Here is a 16203-nt window from a genome sequence, read left to right on the forward strand (position 1 = left end):
GTCGCTGCAGCTACTGAACTCCGCAAGCTCGAGCCAGGTTACTCCGGCGCGGAGGCACCGACGACGAAGGCCCCGTCAGATGACGGGGCCTTCGGCAGTGGTGGCGGAGCGGACTACTCGCCGCTCTCCTTCGCAGGCAGCGACTCCGGCGCGAGCGCGGAGCTCGGCGTGTTCGGGGTCTCACTGACGCGCGAGTTGTCGGCGGGCACGATCTCGTCCTCGCTCACACCTGCACGGGCGTGAGAGGCCACGATCTCCTCGTGCGCGGACTCGTTCGTGTCGTGCAGCGTGTGACGCTGGTGCGCGTCCGCAGCGGCGATCTCGGCCTGCGTGAGCGGGGACAGGCGGTCCTCGAAGAACCAGCGCGACATCGAGGAACGCAGGTTCTGCGTCCACGGGATGCGACCCTTGGCGTTCGGGCGGACCACGAGCGGCTCGTACACCTCGGTGTCGATGAGCTTCCAGCGGTCGTACACGTCGACCGGCTTGTGGACCTCGATGTACTCGCCGCCGGGCAGGCGGACGATGCGACCGGACTCGTAGCCGTGCAGGACGATCTCGCGGTCCTTCTTCTGCAGCGCAATGCAGATGCGCTTCGTGATGAAGTAGCTGAGGATCGGGCCGAGGAAGAGCAGCGCCTGGAGCGTGTGGATCACGCCCTCCATCGTGAGCGAGAAGTGCGTCGCGATCAGGTCGGACGACGCGGCCGCCCACAGCACCGCGTAGAAGATCACGCCGGCGACGCCGATCGCGGTGCGGGTCGCGGAGGTGCGCGGGCGCTGTGCGATGTGGTGCTCGCGCTTGTCGCCGGTCAGCCACGCCTCGATGAAGGGGTAGATGGCGACGAGCACGATGAACAGGCCCAGCACCAGCACCGGGATGATGATCCCGAACGACCAGGTGTGGTCGAGGAACACGACGTCGAGGTTCGACGGCGCCAGACGCAGAGCACCGTCGGCGAAGCCGATGTACCAGTCGGGCTGCGTACCCGCCGACACGGGGGACGGGTCGTACGGGCCGTAGTTCCAGATCGGGTTGATCTGGAACAGCGAGGCGATCAGGACGATCACGCCGAACGTGATGAACAGGAAGCCGCCCATCTTCGACATGTAGATCGGCATCATCGGGTAGCCCACGACGTTCTCGTCCGTGCGGCCGGGGCCGGCGAACTGCGTGTGCTTGTTGATCACCATGAGCATCAGGTGCAGCACGACCAGGCCGATCACCAGGAGCGGCAGGATCAGGATGTGCAGCGTGTACAGGCGTCCCACGATCTGGTCGCCCGGGAACTCACCGCCGAACAGCATGAACGAGGTCCAGGTGCCGATCAGGGGGAGGCCCTTGATCATGCCGTCGATGATGCGGAGGCCGTTGCCCGAGAGCAGGTCGTCGGGGAGCGAGTAGCCGGTGAAGCCCTCGGCCATCGCGAGGACGAACAGCACGAAGCCGATCACCCAGTTCAGCTCACGCGGCTTGCGGAACGCACCCGTGAAGAACACGCGCAGCATGTGCACGCCGATGCCGGCGACGAACGTGAGCGCGGCCCAGTGGTGGATCTGACGGACGAGGAGCCCGCCGCGCAGGTCGAAGGAGATGCGCAGCGTCGAGTCGAGCGCCGCGGACATCTCCACACCGCGCATCGGCGCGTAGGCGCCGGCGTAGTGCGTGGGGACCATCGACGCCTGGAAGAAGAACGTCAGGAACGTGCCGGAGAGCAGCACGACGACGAAGCTCCACAGCGCGATCTCGCCGAGCATGAACGACCAGTGATCGGGGAAGATCTTGCGGCCGAGCTCCTTGACGAAGCCGGAGAGGCTCGTCCGCTCGTCGATGTAGTTGGAGAGACCGCCGACGAATCGGCCGCCCAGCGGCGCCTCAGAGGGCTTCTCCGAAGGCTTCTCCGAGGATTTCTGCTCGGTAACAGTTGCGGTGCTCAATGACGCTCCCAGAAGCTCGGACCGACGGGTTCGTGGAAATCGCTCTGCGCGACGAGGTAGCCCTCGTCGTCGACGGTGATCGGCAGCTGCGGCAGCGGGCGGGCGGCCGGGCCGAAGATGACCTTGGCGTGCTCGGTCACGTCGAACTGCGACTGGTGGCACGGGCAGAGCAGGTGGTGGGTCTGCTGCTCGTACAGTGCGACGGGGCAGCCGACGTGCGTGCAGACCTTGGAGTAGGCGACGATGCCGTTGTAGGACCAGGTCTTGCGGTCCTCGGTCTCGATGAGCTGCTCGGGGAGCAGACGCATCAGCAGGACGATCGCCTTGGCCTTCTCCTCGAGGTAGCCGTCTTCATGGCCGACCTTGCTGAGGGGCTCGGGGATCACGTGCACGGCGGAGCCGATCGTGATGTCGGCGGCGCGGATCGGGGTGCCGTCGGGGTCGTGCGCCAGGCGCATGCCCTTCTCCCACATGGTGTGCTTGAGCAGCTGCACCGGGTCGCCCGCGATCGGGTTCTCGGCGGTGCTGTGCGGGGCAAGGCCGCGGAAGAGCGCGAGGCCGGGGACGACGGAGGCGACGACCGCGGCGATGAGCGAGTTGCGGATCATCACGCGGCGGCCGAAGCCGGACTCCTCGTTCGCGTCGGCGAACGCCTGGATCGCGGCCTCACGGGTCGAGTCGCGACCGCGGGTGGGGTGCCGGTACTCGATGTGCTCCTTGTCGGCCATGATGGCCTTCGACCAGTGGATCGCACCGATGCCGAGCGCGAGCAGGGCGAGGGCGATCCCGAGGCCGATGAACAGGTTGTTGTAGCGCACGTCGACGAGCGAGCCGCTCTCGATCGGGAACAGCATGTAAGCGGCGACCGCCCAGATGCTGCCCGCGAGGGAGAGGTAGAAGAGCGTGTAGACGGTGCGGGCGGCGTTGTTCATCGCCGTCGGGTCCTGGTCCGTGACGCGCTCGCGGTGCGCGGGCAGCCCCGGGTTCTTCGCGCGGTCGCTGACGTCGACGCTCAGCCCGACCGGTGCCTGATAGGTCCGGTCAAGAGCGTGCGGGTCGTCGTGTGCCATGGTTCTCCTCGTACGTTCTTCGATATGCCGGCGTCAGTTGGACTTCGCCGTGATCCACACGGTGATGGCGACGAGTGCGCCGATGCCGAAGATCCAGATGAACAAGCCCTCTGAGACGGGACCGAGGGATCCGAGATCCATGCCGCCCACCTGGGTCGCCTTCTGCTGGAAGAGCAGGGCGGAGATGATGTCGCGCTTGTCGTCTGCCGAAAGCGACATGTTGCCGAAGACCGGCATGTTCTGCGGGCCGGTGACCATCGCCGCGTACATGTGCAGAGCGCTGGTCTTCATCAGACCCGGCGCATACTTGCCCTCGGTCAGCGCGCCACCGGCGCCTGCCACGTTGTGGCACATGGCGCAGTTGATGCGGAACAGCTCGGCGCCGTGCGCGACGTCGCCCTTGCCGTCGAGGGTCTTCTCCTCGGGGTAGGTCGGGCCGGGGGCGACCGACTGCACCCAGGCGGCGACGTTCTTGATCTGCTCCTCGGAGAACTGCGGGTGCTTCTGCGGAGCCTGCGGACCCTGCATCTGCAGCGGCATGCGGCCCGTCGACATCTGGAACTCGACCGCGAGCTCGCCGACGCCGTAGAGGCTCGGTCCGGTGGCGGTCCCCTGCAGGTTCATGCCGTGGCAGGTGGCGCAGTTCGCCTGGAACAGCTTCTGCCCGTCCTCGGTCGAGACCGCGGCGGTGACGGACGCCGGCTCGGTCGCGGCGAACGCCGCACTCGCACCGGCGTAGACGCCGCCGGTGATCATCAGGCCTGCGCCGATCAGCGCCGCGGCAGCCAGGGGGCTGCGGCGGCCGGTACGGCGCTTCTTCTCACGTGCCATGTCGGGAATCCGCTCCGCTTCTTACTTGAGGAAATAGATGACGAAGAACAGCACGATCCACACGACGTCGACGAAGTGCCAGTAGTAGGACACCACGATGGCGGTCGTCGCCTCCTTGTGCGTGAAGTTCTTGACGGCGAATGCGCGGCCGAGGGTCAGCAGGAACGCGACCAGACCGCCGGTGACGTGCAGGGCGTGGAAGCCGGTGGTGATGTAGAACGCGGAGGCGTAGGAATCGGCCGAGATCGGCATGCCCTCGGCGATCAGCTGGGAGTACTCCCACACCTGACCGGACACGAAGAACGCGCCCATCGCGAAGGTCAGCCAGAACCACGGGACCATGCCCCAGCGCTTGCGGCCCCTGTCGTTGACCGACGTGTAGGGCTGCATGCGCTCCGCCGCGAACACGCCCATCTGGCAGGTGAACGAGGACGCCACCAGGACCAGGGTGTTGATCGCGGCGAACGGCACGTTCAGGCTCTCTGTGCGTGATGCCCAGAGCTCCGGAGAGGTGCTGCGCAGGGTGAAGTAGATCGCGAAGAGTCCCGCGAAGAACATCACTTCACTGCCGAGCCAGACAATGGTTCCCACAGCCACCGGGTTGGGGCGCTTGATCGTTCTCGCCACCGGGGCATACGTCGCTGAGGTCGTCACCTGTCCATTATGGCCGATCCTGGACGCCGATTGTCGCACCGGGGGCGGCGGTTCAGCTCGTCCGCGCCTCGGTGCAGCCTCGGAACCAGCCGCGAATCCCCTGGGAGACGCGTGGTTGCGGGCCGGGCGGAGAGCGTCATCGCGGGGATCACGACTGGATCACATCGATAGGATCGCTGGCATGGCGGAAGCTCTGACCTGGCCCGATGTCCTCTCCACACTCCTCGCCGGACGCGATCTGAGCGTCTACGAGTCGACCTGGGCGATGCGTCAGGTGATGCGCGGCCAGGCGACCGAGGCGCAGCTCGCCGGATTCCTGATCGGTCTCCGCGCCAAGGGGGAGACGATCGACGAGGTCGTCGGCTTCCGCGATGCGATCCTCGAAGCGGCCGTGCCGCTGCCGGTGTCCTCGGACGTCCTCGACATCGTCGGCACGGGCGGGGACCGCATCGGGACCGTGAACGTGTCGACCACGGCGGCCGTCATCATCGGCGCGACCGGAGTGCCCGTCGTCAAGCACGGCAACCGTGCGGCCAGCTCGGCGTCCGGATCCTCCGACGTCCTCGGAGCGCTGGGGCTCCAGCTCACCCTCGACCCGCAGGCCGTGGCCGAGATTCTCGATCGCACCGGCATCACCTTCGCCTGGGCCGGCGCCTTCCACCCCGGCTTCAAGAACGCGGGCGCCGTCCGTGCTGAGCTCGGGGTGCCGACCGTGTTCAACATGCTCGGCCCGCTCTGCAATCCCGCCCGCGCCGAGGCGAACGCAGTCGGCGTCGCCCAGCTGGATCGCGTGCCGCTCATCACCGGCGTGTTCCGCACCCGCGGAGCCACCGCGCTGGTGTTCCGCGGAGACGACGGTCTCGATGAGCTCACGACCACGGGCCACAGCCGCCTCTGGGAGGTCACCCGAGGCGACATCCACGAGCACGACCTGGATCCGCGAGACCTGGGCATCCCGCTCGCCGAGCTCGCCGATCTCATCGGCGGCTCGCCGGAGCACAACGCGGATGTGCTGCGCCGCACACTCGAGGGCGAGCGCGGCGCTGTGCGCGACATCGTGCTGCTGAACGCCGCGGCGGGCATCGTCGCCTATGAGCTGTCCCACGATGCGGCCCAGGCGCAGGTGCCCATCGTGGAGCGGCTGCGTGCGGCCCTGGCCCTGGCCGAAGCCGCGGTCGACGACGGGCGCGCCATCGCGAAGCTGGACGCGTGGGTGGCGGCATCCAAGGAGCTCGCCGCCGACTGAGCGGCGCAGACGGAAGGACCGGCATGGATCCGCAGGAGGCGCTGCTCGAGATCGCCCGGCTGCTCGAGCGCGAGCGGGCCTCGCGTTATCGGGCCAAGGCGTTCCGCGCCGCGGCGGCGACGTACGCCGAGCTCCCCGAGGATGCGAGATCGGACCTGAACCGGATCCAGCAGGCGAAGGGGATCGGATCCTCGACGTTCGAGGTCATCCGGCAGGCGCTCGAAGGGCGGACGCCGTCCTATCTCGTCGAGCTGCGCGGCGAGGTCGAGCCGGAGATCGCGTCGGAGCTGCGCCCGCGGCTGCGGGGCGATCTGCATGCGCACACCGAGTGGTCGGACGGGACGACCCCGATCGAGGCCATGGCGGATGCGGCCCGCGCGCTGGGCCACGAGTACCTCGCGATCACGGATCACTCGCCGCGACTGCGCGTGGCCCGCGGCCTCACGGCGGAACGGCTGCGCACGCAGCTGCCGCAGGTGCGCGCGCTCAGCGGCGGCGGACTCACGATGCTCACCGGGATCGAGGTCGACATCCTCGACGACGGCCGCCTGGACCAGGAGGACCGACTGCTCGGCGAGCTGGACGTCGTGGTCGCATCCGTGCACTCCAAGCTGGCCATGGATCCCGGCCCGATGACGCGGCGCATGGTCGCCGCGGTGTCGAACCCGCGCGTGAGCGTGCTCGGGCACATGACCGGACGGCTCGTGCAGGGGGAGCGGGGCACGAGGCCGCCCTCACGGTTCGACGCCCGCGCCGTGTTCGAAGCCTGCGCGGAGCACGGCGTCGCGGTGGAGATCAACTCGCGTCCCGAGCGACAGGATCCGCCGGACGGACTTCTGGCGCTCGCGCTCGAGATCGGCTGCCTGTTCTCGATCGACTCCGACGCGCATGCGCCGGGGCAGCTGTCGCTTCTGGACCACGGCGCGCAGCGCGCCGAGCGGGCCGGCGTCCCCGCTGAGCGGATCGTGACGACCTGGGGGCTCGACCGGCTGCTGCGCTGGGCGGAGTGAATTCAGGCCGTGCGGCCGAGCGCCTCCAGCGTGCGCGCCATCGACGTGCCGAGGTTCCAGTGCTCAGCGACCCCGACGGCGGTGGCGGTCTCCGCGGCGTCGAGCGGTCGCAGCGGCTCGGCGGGAACCGCGATCGGCAGGGCGGTCGCGACGCGCACCACGGTGGGGGCGACGTCAAGATAGTCCGACGCGGCGAGGATCTTCTTCGCGACGCCCGCCGACATGCCCTCAGCGCCTTCCGCGGCGGCGCGGATCGCCGTGAGGTCGCCGTGCACGGCGAGGAGGTTCGCGGCGGTCTTCTCGCCGACCCCGGCCACGCCGGGGAGCCCGTCGGAGGCGTCTCCTCGCATCGTGGCGAAGTCGGCGTACTGGCTCGGGAGCACGCCGTACTTGCGCACCACGGCCTCCTCGGTGAGGTCCTCGAGGTTGCTCATCCCGCGGCCGGTGTAGATCACCCTGACTCCGCGGGCATCGTCCACGAGCTGGAACAGATCCCTGTCGCCGGTGATGATGTCGACGGGCATGCCCGACACGGTCGCGAGCGTGCCGATCACATCGTCGGCCTCGTGCTCCGCGACGCCGATGACGGGGATGCGCAGCGCGGCGAGCGCCTCGCGGATGATCGGGATCTGCGCCTCGAGCGGATCCGGCACCTCCTCGACGTCGGCGCCGCCGGGGACGACCTCGACGACGCGGTGCGCCTTGTAGCTCGGGATGAGGTCGACCCGCCACTGCGGACGCCAGTCGTCGTCCCAGCAGGCCACGAGGTGCGTGGGCCGGTAGGTCGTCACGAGCTTCGCGATCATGTCGAGCAGCCCACGGGCCGCGTTCACCGAGGTTCCGTCCGGCGCCTTGACCGCGTCGGGCACGCCGTAGAACGCGCGGAAGTAGAGGCTGGCGGTGTCCAGAAGGAGGAGCTTCGGAGCGGCGTCGGTCATGTCCAAAGTCTGCCAGGCCCGCTGTCTTCGACGGGGGTGCGCGCGGGGAAACGCGATCACCGGAGCGCTCAGCGACCTGATAGCATGAGGTGTCACCCGTGGGGGCTTCCTCTCGCGTGCGTGACGGACAACACACATTCATTTCGCCGCGGTGCGATCCTCTGCTCTGTGGAGAGCGCGCGCCGCAGCCCGAGTATCCATCAACAAGGACAACCCACTACATGACTACCGCAACGGCCGCTCCGGCCACCAAGCAGGTCGCGATCAACGACATCGGATCTGCCGAGGACTTCCTGGCTGCGGTCGAGAAGACCCTGAAGTTCTTCAACGACGGCGACATCATCGAGGGCACGATCGTCAAGATCGACCGCGACGAGGTCCTCCTCGACGTCGGCTACAAGACCGAGGGCGTCATCCCCTCGCGCGAGCTGAGCATCAAGCACGACGTCGACCCCAACGAGGTCGTCTCCGTCGGCGACCAGGTCGAAGCCCTCGTTCTCCAGAAGGAGGACAAGGAAGGCCGTCTGATCCTGTCCAAGAAGCGCGCACAGTACGAGCGCGCCTGGGGCGACGTGGAGAAGATCAAGGAGAACGACGGCGTCGTCACCGGTCAGGTCATCGAGGTCGTCAAGGGTGGACTCATCGTCGACATCGGCCTCCGCGGCTTCCTGCCGGCTTCGCTCATCGAGCTGCGCCGCGTCCGCGACCTCACGCCGTACCTCGGCCAGGAGATCGAGGCCAAGATCCTCGAGCTCGACAAGAACCGCAACAACGTGGTCCTCTCGCGCCGCGCCCTGCTCGAGCAGACGCAGTCCGAGTCGCGCACCACGTTCCTCAACAACCTGCACAAGGGCCAGGTCCGCAAGGGCGTCGTGTCGTCGATCGTGAACTTCGGTGCGTTCGTCGACCTCGGCGGCGTGGACGGCCTCGTGCACGTGTCCGAGCTCTCCTGGAAGCACATCGAGCACGCCTCCGAGGTCGTCGAGGTGGGCCAGGAGGTCACCGTCGAGATCCTCGAGGTCGACCTCGACCGCGAGCGCGTCTCCCTGTCGCTGAAGGCGACGCAGGAGGACCCGTGGCAGGTCTTCGCCCGTACCCACGCGATCGGTCAGGTCACGCCGGGCAAGGTCACCAAGCTCGTCCCGTTCGGTGCGTTCGTGCGTGTCGCGGACGGCATCGAGGGCCTCGTGCACATCTCGGAGCTGTCCAGCAAGCACGTCGAGCTGGCCGAGCAGGTCGTCTCGGTGGGCGAAGAGGTCTTCGTCAAGGTCATCGACATCGACCTCGAGCGTCGCCGCATCTCGCTGTCGCTGAAGCAGGCCAACGAGTCGGTCGACCCGTACGGCACCGAGTTCGACCCGGCCCTGTACGGCATGCTCGCCGAGTACGACGAGAACGGCGAGTACAAGTACCCCGAGGGCTTCGACGCCGAGACCGGCGCCTGGAAGGACGGCTTCGACACCCAGCGCGAGGCATGGGAGCAGGAGTACGCGGCTGCCCAGGCTCGCTGGGAGGCGCACAAGGCTCAGGTCATCAAGGCCGCCGAGGCCGAGGCCGCTGCGGGCGACGACTTCGGCGCGAGCGCCCAGTCGTTCTCCAGCGACTCCACCGGTGCCGGCACGCTGGCCGACGACGAGGCTCTCGCGGCTCTGCGCGAGAAGCTCTCGGGCGGCAACGCGTAAGCATCACCCTTCAGAACGGGCCGTCACCTCGCCTTCGGGCGGGTGGCGGCCCGTTCCGCGTCCGCGGGCGGATCCCGGCTTCGGGTGGCGCCCCGGCCGGAAGCCGGGTGCGCGGACGTGTGAGGATGGAGGACATGGATCCGATCGCTCCCCGTCCCGGCATCGCGCGACGGCTGATCAGCCTCCGGTGACCTTCGCCGGTCATGCCCCCGGCTCGCCTGCGTACCGGCGGCTCATCCTCGGGCTGTTCTTCGCCGGAATCGCGACGTTCGCGCAGCTGTACGCTCCGCAGGCCGTGCTGCCGCTGCTGGCGCGCGATCTCGCCGTCGATCCGGCGACTGCGGCGCTGAGCGTCTCCGCAGCCACGCTGGGTCTGGCCGCATCGGTGATCGGCTGGTCGGTCGTCGCCGATCGGATCGGGCGCGTACCGGCGATGGCGGTCGGGGTGATCGCGGCGACGGCGCTGGGTCTGCTCGCGCCGTTCGCCGGCGACATCGGCATCCTGCTCGCGCTGCGGTGCGCGGAGGGGATCGCGCTGGGTGCGGTGCCCGCCGTCGCGCTCGCCTACCTGGCCGAGGAGGTGGGGCCTCGTCATGCGGCCGCCGCGGCCGGCAGCTACATCGCAGGAACCACGGTCGGCGGACTGGCGGGACGGATCGTGTCCGGCCTCGTCGCCGAGGCCGCGGGCTGGCAGGCCGGTGTGTGGGCGGCGACCGGTCTGTGCGCCGTCGCGGCCGCCCTCTTCCTCTGGCTCGCGCCGAGATCGCAGGGCTTCGTGCCGTCGCGGCGACGCGCCGAAAGCGGTGACGGCGTGCTGACGCGACTCCTGCGGCTGCTGCGTTCTCCCCGCCAGCTCGCGCTGTACGCGCAGGCCTTCCTGCTGATGGGCGCCTTCGTGGCGGTGTACAACTACCTCGGTTTCCATCTCTCGGCACCGCCGTTCGCGCTGCCCGCGTGGCTCGTCACGCTGCTGTTCCTCGCATATCTCGCAGGCACGGCGTCCTCGCCCTGGGCGGGCGTCCTCGCATCGCGGACGGGAAGGTACCCCGTGCTGCTGGGCTCGGTCGCGGTGATGGCCGGCGGCGCCGCGCTCATGCTCTCGCCGCTCACGATCATCGTGCTGGTCGGGCTGCTGCTCTTCACCGCGGGATTCTTCGGCGCGCACGCGGTGGCCTCAGGGTGGACGCCGGTCGCCGCCCCCGCGGAGAGCCGCGCGCAGGCGTCTTCGCTGTACTACTTCGCGTACTACGCCGGCTCGAGCCTTTTCGGATGGGCGCTCGGCATCGCGTTCGGCGCCTGGGGCTGGGCGTGGTTCGGGGGGATCGTGATCGGGATGTGCGCGCTGGCGGCTGTTGCCGCGGCGGTCGCACTGCGTGCGGCGGATCCGATGCGGTCCTGAGCTCTCGCGCGGGAGTCGCGTGCGAGACTGGCAGCATGCCCCTCATCGCGCTCACCGGCGGCATCGCGTCGGGCAAGTCCACGATCGCGGCCCGGCTCGCCGAGCACGGCGCCGTCGTCATCGATGCGGACCGGATCGTCCGTGACGTGCAGGCGCCGGGATCGCCCGTGCTCGCGCGCCTCGCGACTGAGTTCGGCGCCGAGATGATCCAACCCGATGGCGCGCTCGATCGCGCGCGGCTCGGGGCGCGGGTCTTCGGCGACGCGGAGGCGCTCGGCCGGCTGAACGCCATCGTGCACCCGGCCGTCAAGCAGGAGTCGCAGCGCCGGTTCGCGGCGGCACTGGCCGCGGATCCGGCTGCGGTCGTCGTCTACGATGTCCCGCTGCTGGTAGAGGCGCGGGTGGACGATCCCTGGGATCTGATCGTCGTCGCCGATGCGCCAGCCGCAGTGCGCGAGGAGCGGCTCGTGCATGACAGGGGCCTCGATCGCGCCGAGGCGCAGAAACGGATCGCGTCGCAGGTGCCGGACGACCGGCGCCGGGAGATCGCGGATGTGCTCATCGATACCGATGGGTCGCTCGAGGACACCCTTCGCCAGACCGATGCGCTGTGGGCGCGCCTGCGGACGGCGGCGTCGGCGTGACGGACCTGCTCGCGGCGTACGACGCCCAGCTGCGGGGTGAGTCGGAGCTGGCGGGCGCCCAGGAAGTGCGCCTCATCGGCCCCGTCTCCGTGGGGGTGTTCCCCGGCGGCACCGGTTTCGCGAGCTACGTCGACCTCGCAGGCCTGGGGGAGCGGCGCATCCGCTCGCTGGTCCTCGAGGTGCGCGCGCACTTCGAGGCGCTGCCGGACGTGCGCTCGGCGGAGTGGAAGACCCGCGGGCACGACGTCGCGCCCGGGCTCGAGGCCGCGCTGCGCGACGCGGGCTTCGTCCCCGAAGGGACGGAGTCGGTGATGCTCGGCGAGGCGGCCGCCCTCGCGGCCGATGTGCCGGTGCCGGAGGGAGTCGTGCTGCGCGAAGTCCGCGACGAGGTCGACATCGTGGCGATGGAGCGGATGCAGGCCGACGTGTTCGGGCACGGCGACGGCGAAGAGAGGGCGCAGCGCACGCTCGCCCGTGTCGCCGCCGGCGACGACGTCGTGCTGTGGGTCGCGGAGGCGGAGGGGCGCATGATCAGCGCGGGCCGTCTCGAGCCCGTCGCCGGTACCGAGTTCGCAGGCGTATGGGGTGGTGCGACGGTTCCGGAATGGCGCGGACGCGGCGTGTACCGCGCTCTGACGGCGAAGCGGGCGCAGGCCGCGCTGCGCCGGGGGCTGCGGTATCTGCACTCCGACTCGACCGAGTTCTCCCGGCCGATCCTGGAGCGCTCCGGGATGCGCAAGGTGACGACCACCACGCCCTACGTCTGGACGCGCGGGGCCTGAGGGCTACTCGGGGACGGCGCGCGCCCGGCGGCGCCGCGATCGCCGCCGCACCAGGATGACGATCGCCACGATCAGGCAGAGCAGCAGGATCGCCGCGACGACGGGCACGATGATCGCAGCCGCGCTCAGGACGAACGCGGCGATGTCCTCCGCCGCGCTGAGCACCGGGGCGGCGACGCCCGCCGTCGCCGCGTTGGCCGCGACTCTCCCCGTGGCCTTGGCCGCGTGCACGGCGAGGGCGATCACGACGCCCGCGACGACCGGGATCCAGGTGCGCTCCGAGAAGAACGAGCCGGGATCGTCGACCGCGATCGTCCGCGCGCTCGCACCGGCGCCGAAGGCGATTCCGCCCGCCGCCGGCCGGATGATGCTGTGCACGATGTCGTTCAGCGAGTCCAGTGCCGGGATCTTGTCCGCGATGATCTCCAGCACCAGCAGCGCGCCGATGACCCAGAGCGCGATGTCGCTGCTCAGCCATGACCAGCCGGCCGGGAGAACGACCGCGGGCAGCAGCTTCGCTGCCAGGCCGAGGAGGAACAGCGGGATCCACGCGTTCAGGCCCGCCGCGGCGGCGAGGCTGGACCCCATCACGAATTCGAGCACGGGACCACAGTAGGGGAGCCGAGGTGATATGCCACATATTGCCGCCTGAACAGGGTGAAACAATTGTCAACACGTGGAGAAACCAACCGATCGGACAGTTTGTTCGTATGGTTTGCATTATTCCCCAGGATGATATATCTTCGCTCGTGGGGCAGCGCCGGGAAGCGCTGTGGGGACAATGGGGAAAGCTCTGGGGAGTTTCTGGGTGCTGGACGCGTGGCGTCTCCGTCGTGCGCGTCGACCCTGAGACGTGCGCGATCTCGGTTTCCGAGCCTTGGCTCAACCGATATCTGGAGTGCAACATCATGACCGACGTCAAGAGCGGCCTCTCGCGCCGTACCGTGATCAAGAGCGCAGCATGGTCCGTGCCCGTCATCGCCGTCGCCGCCGCCGCACCGATGGCCGCAGCGAGCACGACCACCAACCCGAAGAGCGTCGGACCGCTCGTCGAGTCCTCGCCGAACGTGAAGGACAGTGTGCTGTCGGCGTCCTCGTCGCGCGTCGAGGCGTGCTTCCCCAACGACACCTTCTCCACCCCGTTCAACCTGATCGCCACGGTCACGTTCGACAACAGCGACCCGGCCTTCTCCCTCGCCGGAGCGACCGTCACGTCGGCGGGGAACGTGTGGACCGTCGCCAGCCGGACCGCGACGTCCGTGACGCTGACGGCGACGCAGACGGTGGCCTGCTACAGCGGGATCACCGGCTTCGACCTGGCGTACAACGCCGGTTCGGCCGTGCCCCCGCTGAACTCGCTGACCCTGAACATCTCGGGCGTGAGCACGGACGGGACCCGCAAGATCGACGGTCTCATCTCGTCCCTCGACAACGGCCCCGTCGTCGGACCGAAGGTCCACGACGCCTGACCCGCCGCGATGACAGAGGAGCCTCCGACGCCAATGTCGGAGGCTCCTCGTAGTGTTAAGGGATGCAACCCACACGTTCGGTCCGGCCGTTCGAAGTCATCTCGGAGTACGTGCCCGCGGGTGATCAGCCGCAGGCCATCGCCGAGCTCGCGACACGCATCAACGCGGGTGAGACCGACGTGGTGCTGCTGGGCGCGACCGGAACCGGCAAGTCCGCGACCACGGCCTGGCTCATCGAGCAGGTGCAGCGCCCCACGCTCGTGCTCGCGCACAACAAGACGCTCGCGGCGCAGCTCGCGAACGAGTTCCGCGACCTCATGCCGAACAATGCGGTCGAATACTTCGTCTCTTACTACGACTACTACCAGCCGGAGGCCTACGTCCCGCAGACGGACACCTTCATCGAGAAGGACTCCTCCGTCAACGCCGAGGTCGAGCGGCTGCGCCACTCCACGACGAACTCGTTGCTCAGTCGTCGCGATGTGGTGGTCGTCTCCACGGTCTCCTGCATCTACGGCCTCGGTGCTCCGGAGGAGTATCTCCGCGCGATGGTCGCGCTGCAGGTGGGGGAGCGCTACGACCGCGACGCGCTGATCCGGCAGTTCATCGCCATGCAGTACAACCGCAACGACGTCGACTTCTCCCGCGGCAACTTCCGCGTGCGCGGCGACACGATCGAGATCATCCCGGTCTACGAGGAGCATGCGATCCGCATCGAGCTGTTCGGCGATGAGATCGAGGCGCTGTACTCGCTGCACCCGCTCACGGGCGAGGTGATCGCCAAGCTCGATTCCGTGCCGATCTTCCCCGCCTCGCACTACGTGGCAGGCACGGATGTGGTGCAGAGGGCGATCGGCCAGATCGAGGAGGAGCTCACAGAGCGCCTCGCCGAGCTCGAGCGCCAGGGCAAGCTGCTCGAAGCGCAGCGGCTGCGCATGCGCACCAGCTTCGACCTGGAGATGCTGCAGCAGCTCGGCTTCTGCTCCGGCATCGAGAACTATTCGCGGCATATGGACGGACGCGAGGAGGGCGAGCCGCCGCACACGCTGCTCGACTTCTTCCCCGACGACTTCCTGCTCGTGATCGACGAGTCGCACGTGACGGTGCCGCAGATCGGCGCGATGTACGAGGGCGACGCGTCGCGCAAGCGCACGCTGGTCGATCACGGGTTCCGGCTGCCGAGCGCTCTCGACAACCGACCGCTGCGGTGGGACGAGTTCAAGAACCGAATCGGGCAGACCGTCTACCTCTCCGCGACGCCCGGCAAGTACGAGATGGGGATCGCGGACGGCATCGTCGAGCAGATCATCCGTCCGACCGGTCTTCTGGATCCGCAGATCGTGGTGAAGCCCTCGAAGGGGCAGATCGACGACCTGCTCGAGGAGATCCGGCTCCGCGCCGAACGCGATGAGCGCGTGCTCGTCACCACGCTCACGAAGAAGATGGCGGAGGAGCTCACGGACTTCCTCGGCGAGCACGGCGTCAGGGTGCGCTATCTGCACTCGGACGTGGACACGCTGCGCCGCGTCGAACTCCTCACCGAGCTGCGGGCGGGCGTCTATGACGTGCTCGTCGGCATCAACCTGCTCCGCGAGGGACTCGACCTGCCGGAGGTGTCGCTCGTCGCGATCCTCGATGCCGACAAGGAGGGCTTCCTCCGCAGCGGCACGTCGCTCATCCAGACCATCGGTCGCGCGGCGCGCAACGTGTCGGGCGAGGTGCACATGTACGCCGACAACATGACGGACTCGATGCGCAACGCGATCGATGAGACCGAGCGGCGGCGCGAGAAGCAGATCGCGTACAACACCGAGAACGGCATCGATCCGCAGCCGCTCCGCAAGCGCATCGCCGATATCACCGACGTGCTCGCCCGTGAGGGTGCGGACACGGCCGCGCTGCTCGCCAAGCGAACCAGGTCGGGGCGAGGCAAGTCGCCGACGCCGAACCTGCGCCGTGAGGGCATCGCAGCGGAAGGCGCCGAACAGCTCGAGGACACGATCGCCGACCTTTCCGCGCAGATGCTCGCGGCGGCCGGGGAACTCAAGTTCGAGCTCGCCGCGCGCCTCCGCGACGAGGTGCAGGACATGAAGAAGGAGCTGCGCGCGATGGAGCGGGCCGGACACGCCTGACGCGTGTCAGCCGGAAACTGCAGGCGGAGGAGGCGACATGGTGGATGCGTCGGTTGTCGAGCTGGCTGATCGGATCCGCGCCCTGCTGGGCGGCGCCGGTGAGATCGAGGAACGTGCGATGTTCGGCAGTCGCGCTTTCCTCAGCGGCGGCAGGATCCTGGTCGGCGCGCGCAAGGGCGGAGCGCTGCTGGTGCGCGTCGAGGCTGAGCGTGCCGCCGTGCTGCTGACAGAGCGCGGTGTGTCCCGTGCGGTCATGGGCGCACGCACGATGAGCGACAACTGGCTCGACGTGTCTCCCGAGGCGATCGCTGACGATGCCGCGCTCATGCAGTGGATCGACGTCGCGCGGGAGGACGCCGGCACGGCGTGATGCCGGTCGGCCGCCGATCGTGGGCGCGCCGTTGGTGAC

The 16203-nt window shown here is 68.8% G+C and carries 15 protein-coding genes; 9 read left to right on the top strand and 6 right to left on the bottom strand.

Annotated elements, in window-relative coordinates:
- Positions 1 to 113: 113 nt before the first annotated feature.
- Genes RS86_RS12060 through RS86_RS12075 form a run of 4 tightly spaced genes read right to left on the bottom strand, consistent with a single transcriptional unit; the run spans position 114 to position 4492 of the window.
- Positions 114 to 1937, bottom strand: a complete 1824-nt coding sequence (locus RS86_RS12060) for a cytochrome b (protein WP_045272500.1) — start codon at positions 1935 to 1937, stop codon at positions 114 to 116.
- Positions 1934 to 3007, bottom strand: coding sequence for a ubiquinol-cytochrome c reductase iron-sulfur subunit (locus RS86_RS12065; protein ID WP_045272501.1), 1074 nt, complete (start codon positions 3005 to 3007; stop codon positions 1934 to 1936). The genes RS86_RS12060 and RS86_RS12065 overlap by 4 nt, the downstream gene beginning before the upstream one ends.
- Before the next feature lie 33 nt (positions 3008 to 3040).
- Positions 3041 to 3838, bottom strand: coding sequence for a cytochrome c (locus RS86_RS12070; protein WP_045272502.1), 798 nt, complete (start codon positions 3836 to 3838; stop codon positions 3041 to 3043).
- A 21-nt stretch (positions 3839 to 3859) separates the two neighbouring features.
- Positions 3860 to 4492, bottom strand: a complete 633-nt coding sequence (locus RS86_RS12075) for a cytochrome c oxidase subunit 3 (RefSeq protein WP_152642153.1) — start codon at positions 4490 to 4492, stop codon at positions 3860 to 3862.
- A gap of 181 nt (positions 4493 to 4673) precedes the next feature.
- Here RS86_RS12075 and trpD point away from each other — a divergent pair, with 181 nt between their 5' ends.
- On the top strand, positions 4674 to 5738 hold the full coding sequence (trpD, locus tag RS86_RS12080) for an anthranilate phosphoribosyltransferase (RefSeq protein ID WP_045272503.1): 1065 nt from the start codon (positions 4674 to 4676) through the stop codon (positions 5736 to 5738).
- A gap of 23 nt (positions 5739 to 5761) precedes the next feature.
- Complete coding sequence (locus tag RS86_RS12085; protein WP_045272504.1) at positions 5762 to 6748, top strand: PHP domain-containing protein; 987 nt, start codon at positions 5762 to 5764, stop codon at positions 6746 to 6748.
- A 2-nt stretch (positions 6749 to 6750) separates the two neighbouring features.
- Here the strand turns inward: RS86_RS12085 and RS86_RS12090 are convergent, their stop codons facing one another.
- Entirely contained in the window at positions 6751 to 7686 is a 936-nt protein-coding gene (locus RS86_RS12090; protein WP_045272505.1) for a 5'-3' exonuclease, read from the bottom strand.
- Positions 7687 to 7907: 221 nt separating this feature from the next.
- Here RS86_RS12090 and rpsA point away from each other — a divergent pair, with 221 nt between their 5' ends.
- The 4 genes from rpsA (at position 7908) to RS86_RS12110 (ending at position 12193) form a co-directional block, all read left to right on the top strand.
- A complete protein-coding gene (gene rpsA / locus RS86_RS12095) occupies positions 7908 to 9368 on the top strand; it encodes a 30S ribosomal protein S1 (RefSeq protein WP_045272506.1) in 1461 nt (486 codons plus the stop codon).
- A 187-nt stretch (positions 9369 to 9555) separates the two neighbouring features.
- Positions 9556 to 10767 carry an MFS transporter gene (locus RS86_RS12100; protein ID WP_045272507.1) on the top strand — a complete coding sequence of 404 codons (1212 nt, stop codon included), beginning with the start codon at positions 9556 to 9558 and terminating at the stop codon, positions 10765 to 10767.
- A gap of 35 nt (positions 10768 to 10802) precedes the next feature.
- Positions 10803 to 11411 (top strand): dephospho-CoA kinase, encoded by a 609-nt coding sequence (gene coaE, locus RS86_RS12105; RefSeq protein WP_045272508.1) that lies wholly within the window; start codon positions 10803 to 10805, stop codon positions 11409 to 11411.
- Complete coding sequence (locus RS86_RS12110) at positions 11378 to 12193, top strand: GNAT family N-acetyltransferase (RefSeq protein WP_235281764.1); 816 nt, start codon at positions 11378 to 11380, stop codon at positions 12191 to 12193. Before coaE ends, RS86_RS12110 begins: the two co-directional genes overlap by 34 nt.
- A 3-nt stretch (positions 12194 to 12196) precedes the next feature.
- On the opposite strand, the gene RS86_RS12115 is transcribed toward RS86_RS12110, so the two are convergent.
- Entirely contained in the window at positions 12197 to 12796 is a 600-nt protein-coding gene (locus tag RS86_RS12115) for a DUF4126 domain-containing protein (RefSeq protein ID WP_045272509.1), read from the bottom strand.
- 305 nt (positions 12797 to 13101) lie between these two features.
- Between RS86_RS12115 and RS86_RS12120 the strand changes: the two genes are divergently transcribed.
- The 3 genes from RS86_RS12120 to RS86_RS12130 all read left to right on the top strand — a co-directional run bounded on the left by RS86_RS12120 (position 13102) and on the right by RS86_RS12130 (position 16164).
- Complete coding sequence (locus RS86_RS12120; protein WP_045272510.1) at positions 13102 to 13662, top strand: hypothetical protein; 561 nt, start codon at positions 13102 to 13104, stop codon at positions 13660 to 13662.
- 62 nt (positions 13663 to 13724) lie between these two features.
- A complete protein-coding gene (uvrB, locus tag RS86_RS12125) occupies positions 13725 to 15794 on the top strand; it encodes an excinuclease ABC subunit UvrB (protein WP_045272511.1) in 2070 nt (689 codons plus the stop codon).
- Positions 15795 to 15831: 37 nt separating this feature from the next.
- Entirely contained in the window at positions 15832 to 16164 is a 333-nt protein-coding gene (locus tag RS86_RS12130) for a TfoX/Sxy family protein (protein ID WP_045272512.1), read from the top strand.
- The last annotated feature ends 39 nt before the right edge of the window (positions 16165 to 16203 follow it).

It is taken from the genome of Microbacterium azadirachtae, from assembly GCF_000956505.1.
Taxonomy (GTDB): domain Bacteria; phylum Actinomycetota; class Actinomycetes; order Actinomycetales; family Microbacteriaceae; genus Microbacterium; species Microbacterium azadirachtae_A.

Excerpts from the sequence above, each read along its gene's own strand:
- rpsA (WP_045272506.1), top strand. The coding sequence starts at position 7,908 with ATGACTACCGCAACGGCCGCTCCGGCCACCAAGCAGGTCGCGATCAAC.
- RS86_RS12070 (WP_045272502.1), bottom strand. The coding sequence starts at position 3,838 with ATGGCACGTGAGAAGAAGCGCCGTACCGGCCGCCGCAGCCCCCTGGCT.
- RS86_RS12090 (WP_045272505.1), bottom strand. The coding sequence starts at position 7,686 with ATGACCGACGCCGCTCCGAAGCTCCTCCTTCTGGACACCGCCAGCCTC.
- uvrB (WP_045272511.1), top strand. The coding sequence starts at position 13,725 with ATGCAACCCACACGTTCGGTCCGGCCGTTCGAAGTCATCTCGGAGTAC.
- RS86_RS12065 (WP_045272501.1), bottom strand. The coding sequence starts at position 3,007 with ATGGCACACGACGACCCGCACGCTCTTGACCGGACCTATCAGGCACCG.
- coaE (WP_045272508.1), top strand. The coding sequence starts at position 10,803 with ATGCCCCTCATCGCGCTCACCGGCGGCATCGCGTCGGGCAAGTCCACG.
- RS86_RS12085 (WP_045272504.1), top strand. The coding sequence starts at position 5,762 with ATGGATCCGCAGGAGGCGCTGCTCGAGATCGCCCGGCTGCTCGAGCGC.
- RS86_RS12130 (WP_045272512.1), top strand. The coding sequence starts at position 15,832 with ATGGTGGATGCGTCGGTTGTCGAGCTGGCTGATCGGATCCGCGCCCTG.
- RS86_RS12120 (WP_045272510.1), top strand. The coding sequence starts at position 13,102 with ATGACCGACGTCAAGAGCGGCCTCTCGCGCCGTACCGTGATCAAGAGC.
- trpD (WP_045272503.1), top strand. The coding sequence starts at position 4,674 with ATGGCGGAAGCTCTGACCTGGCCCGATGTCCTCTCCACACTCCTCGCC.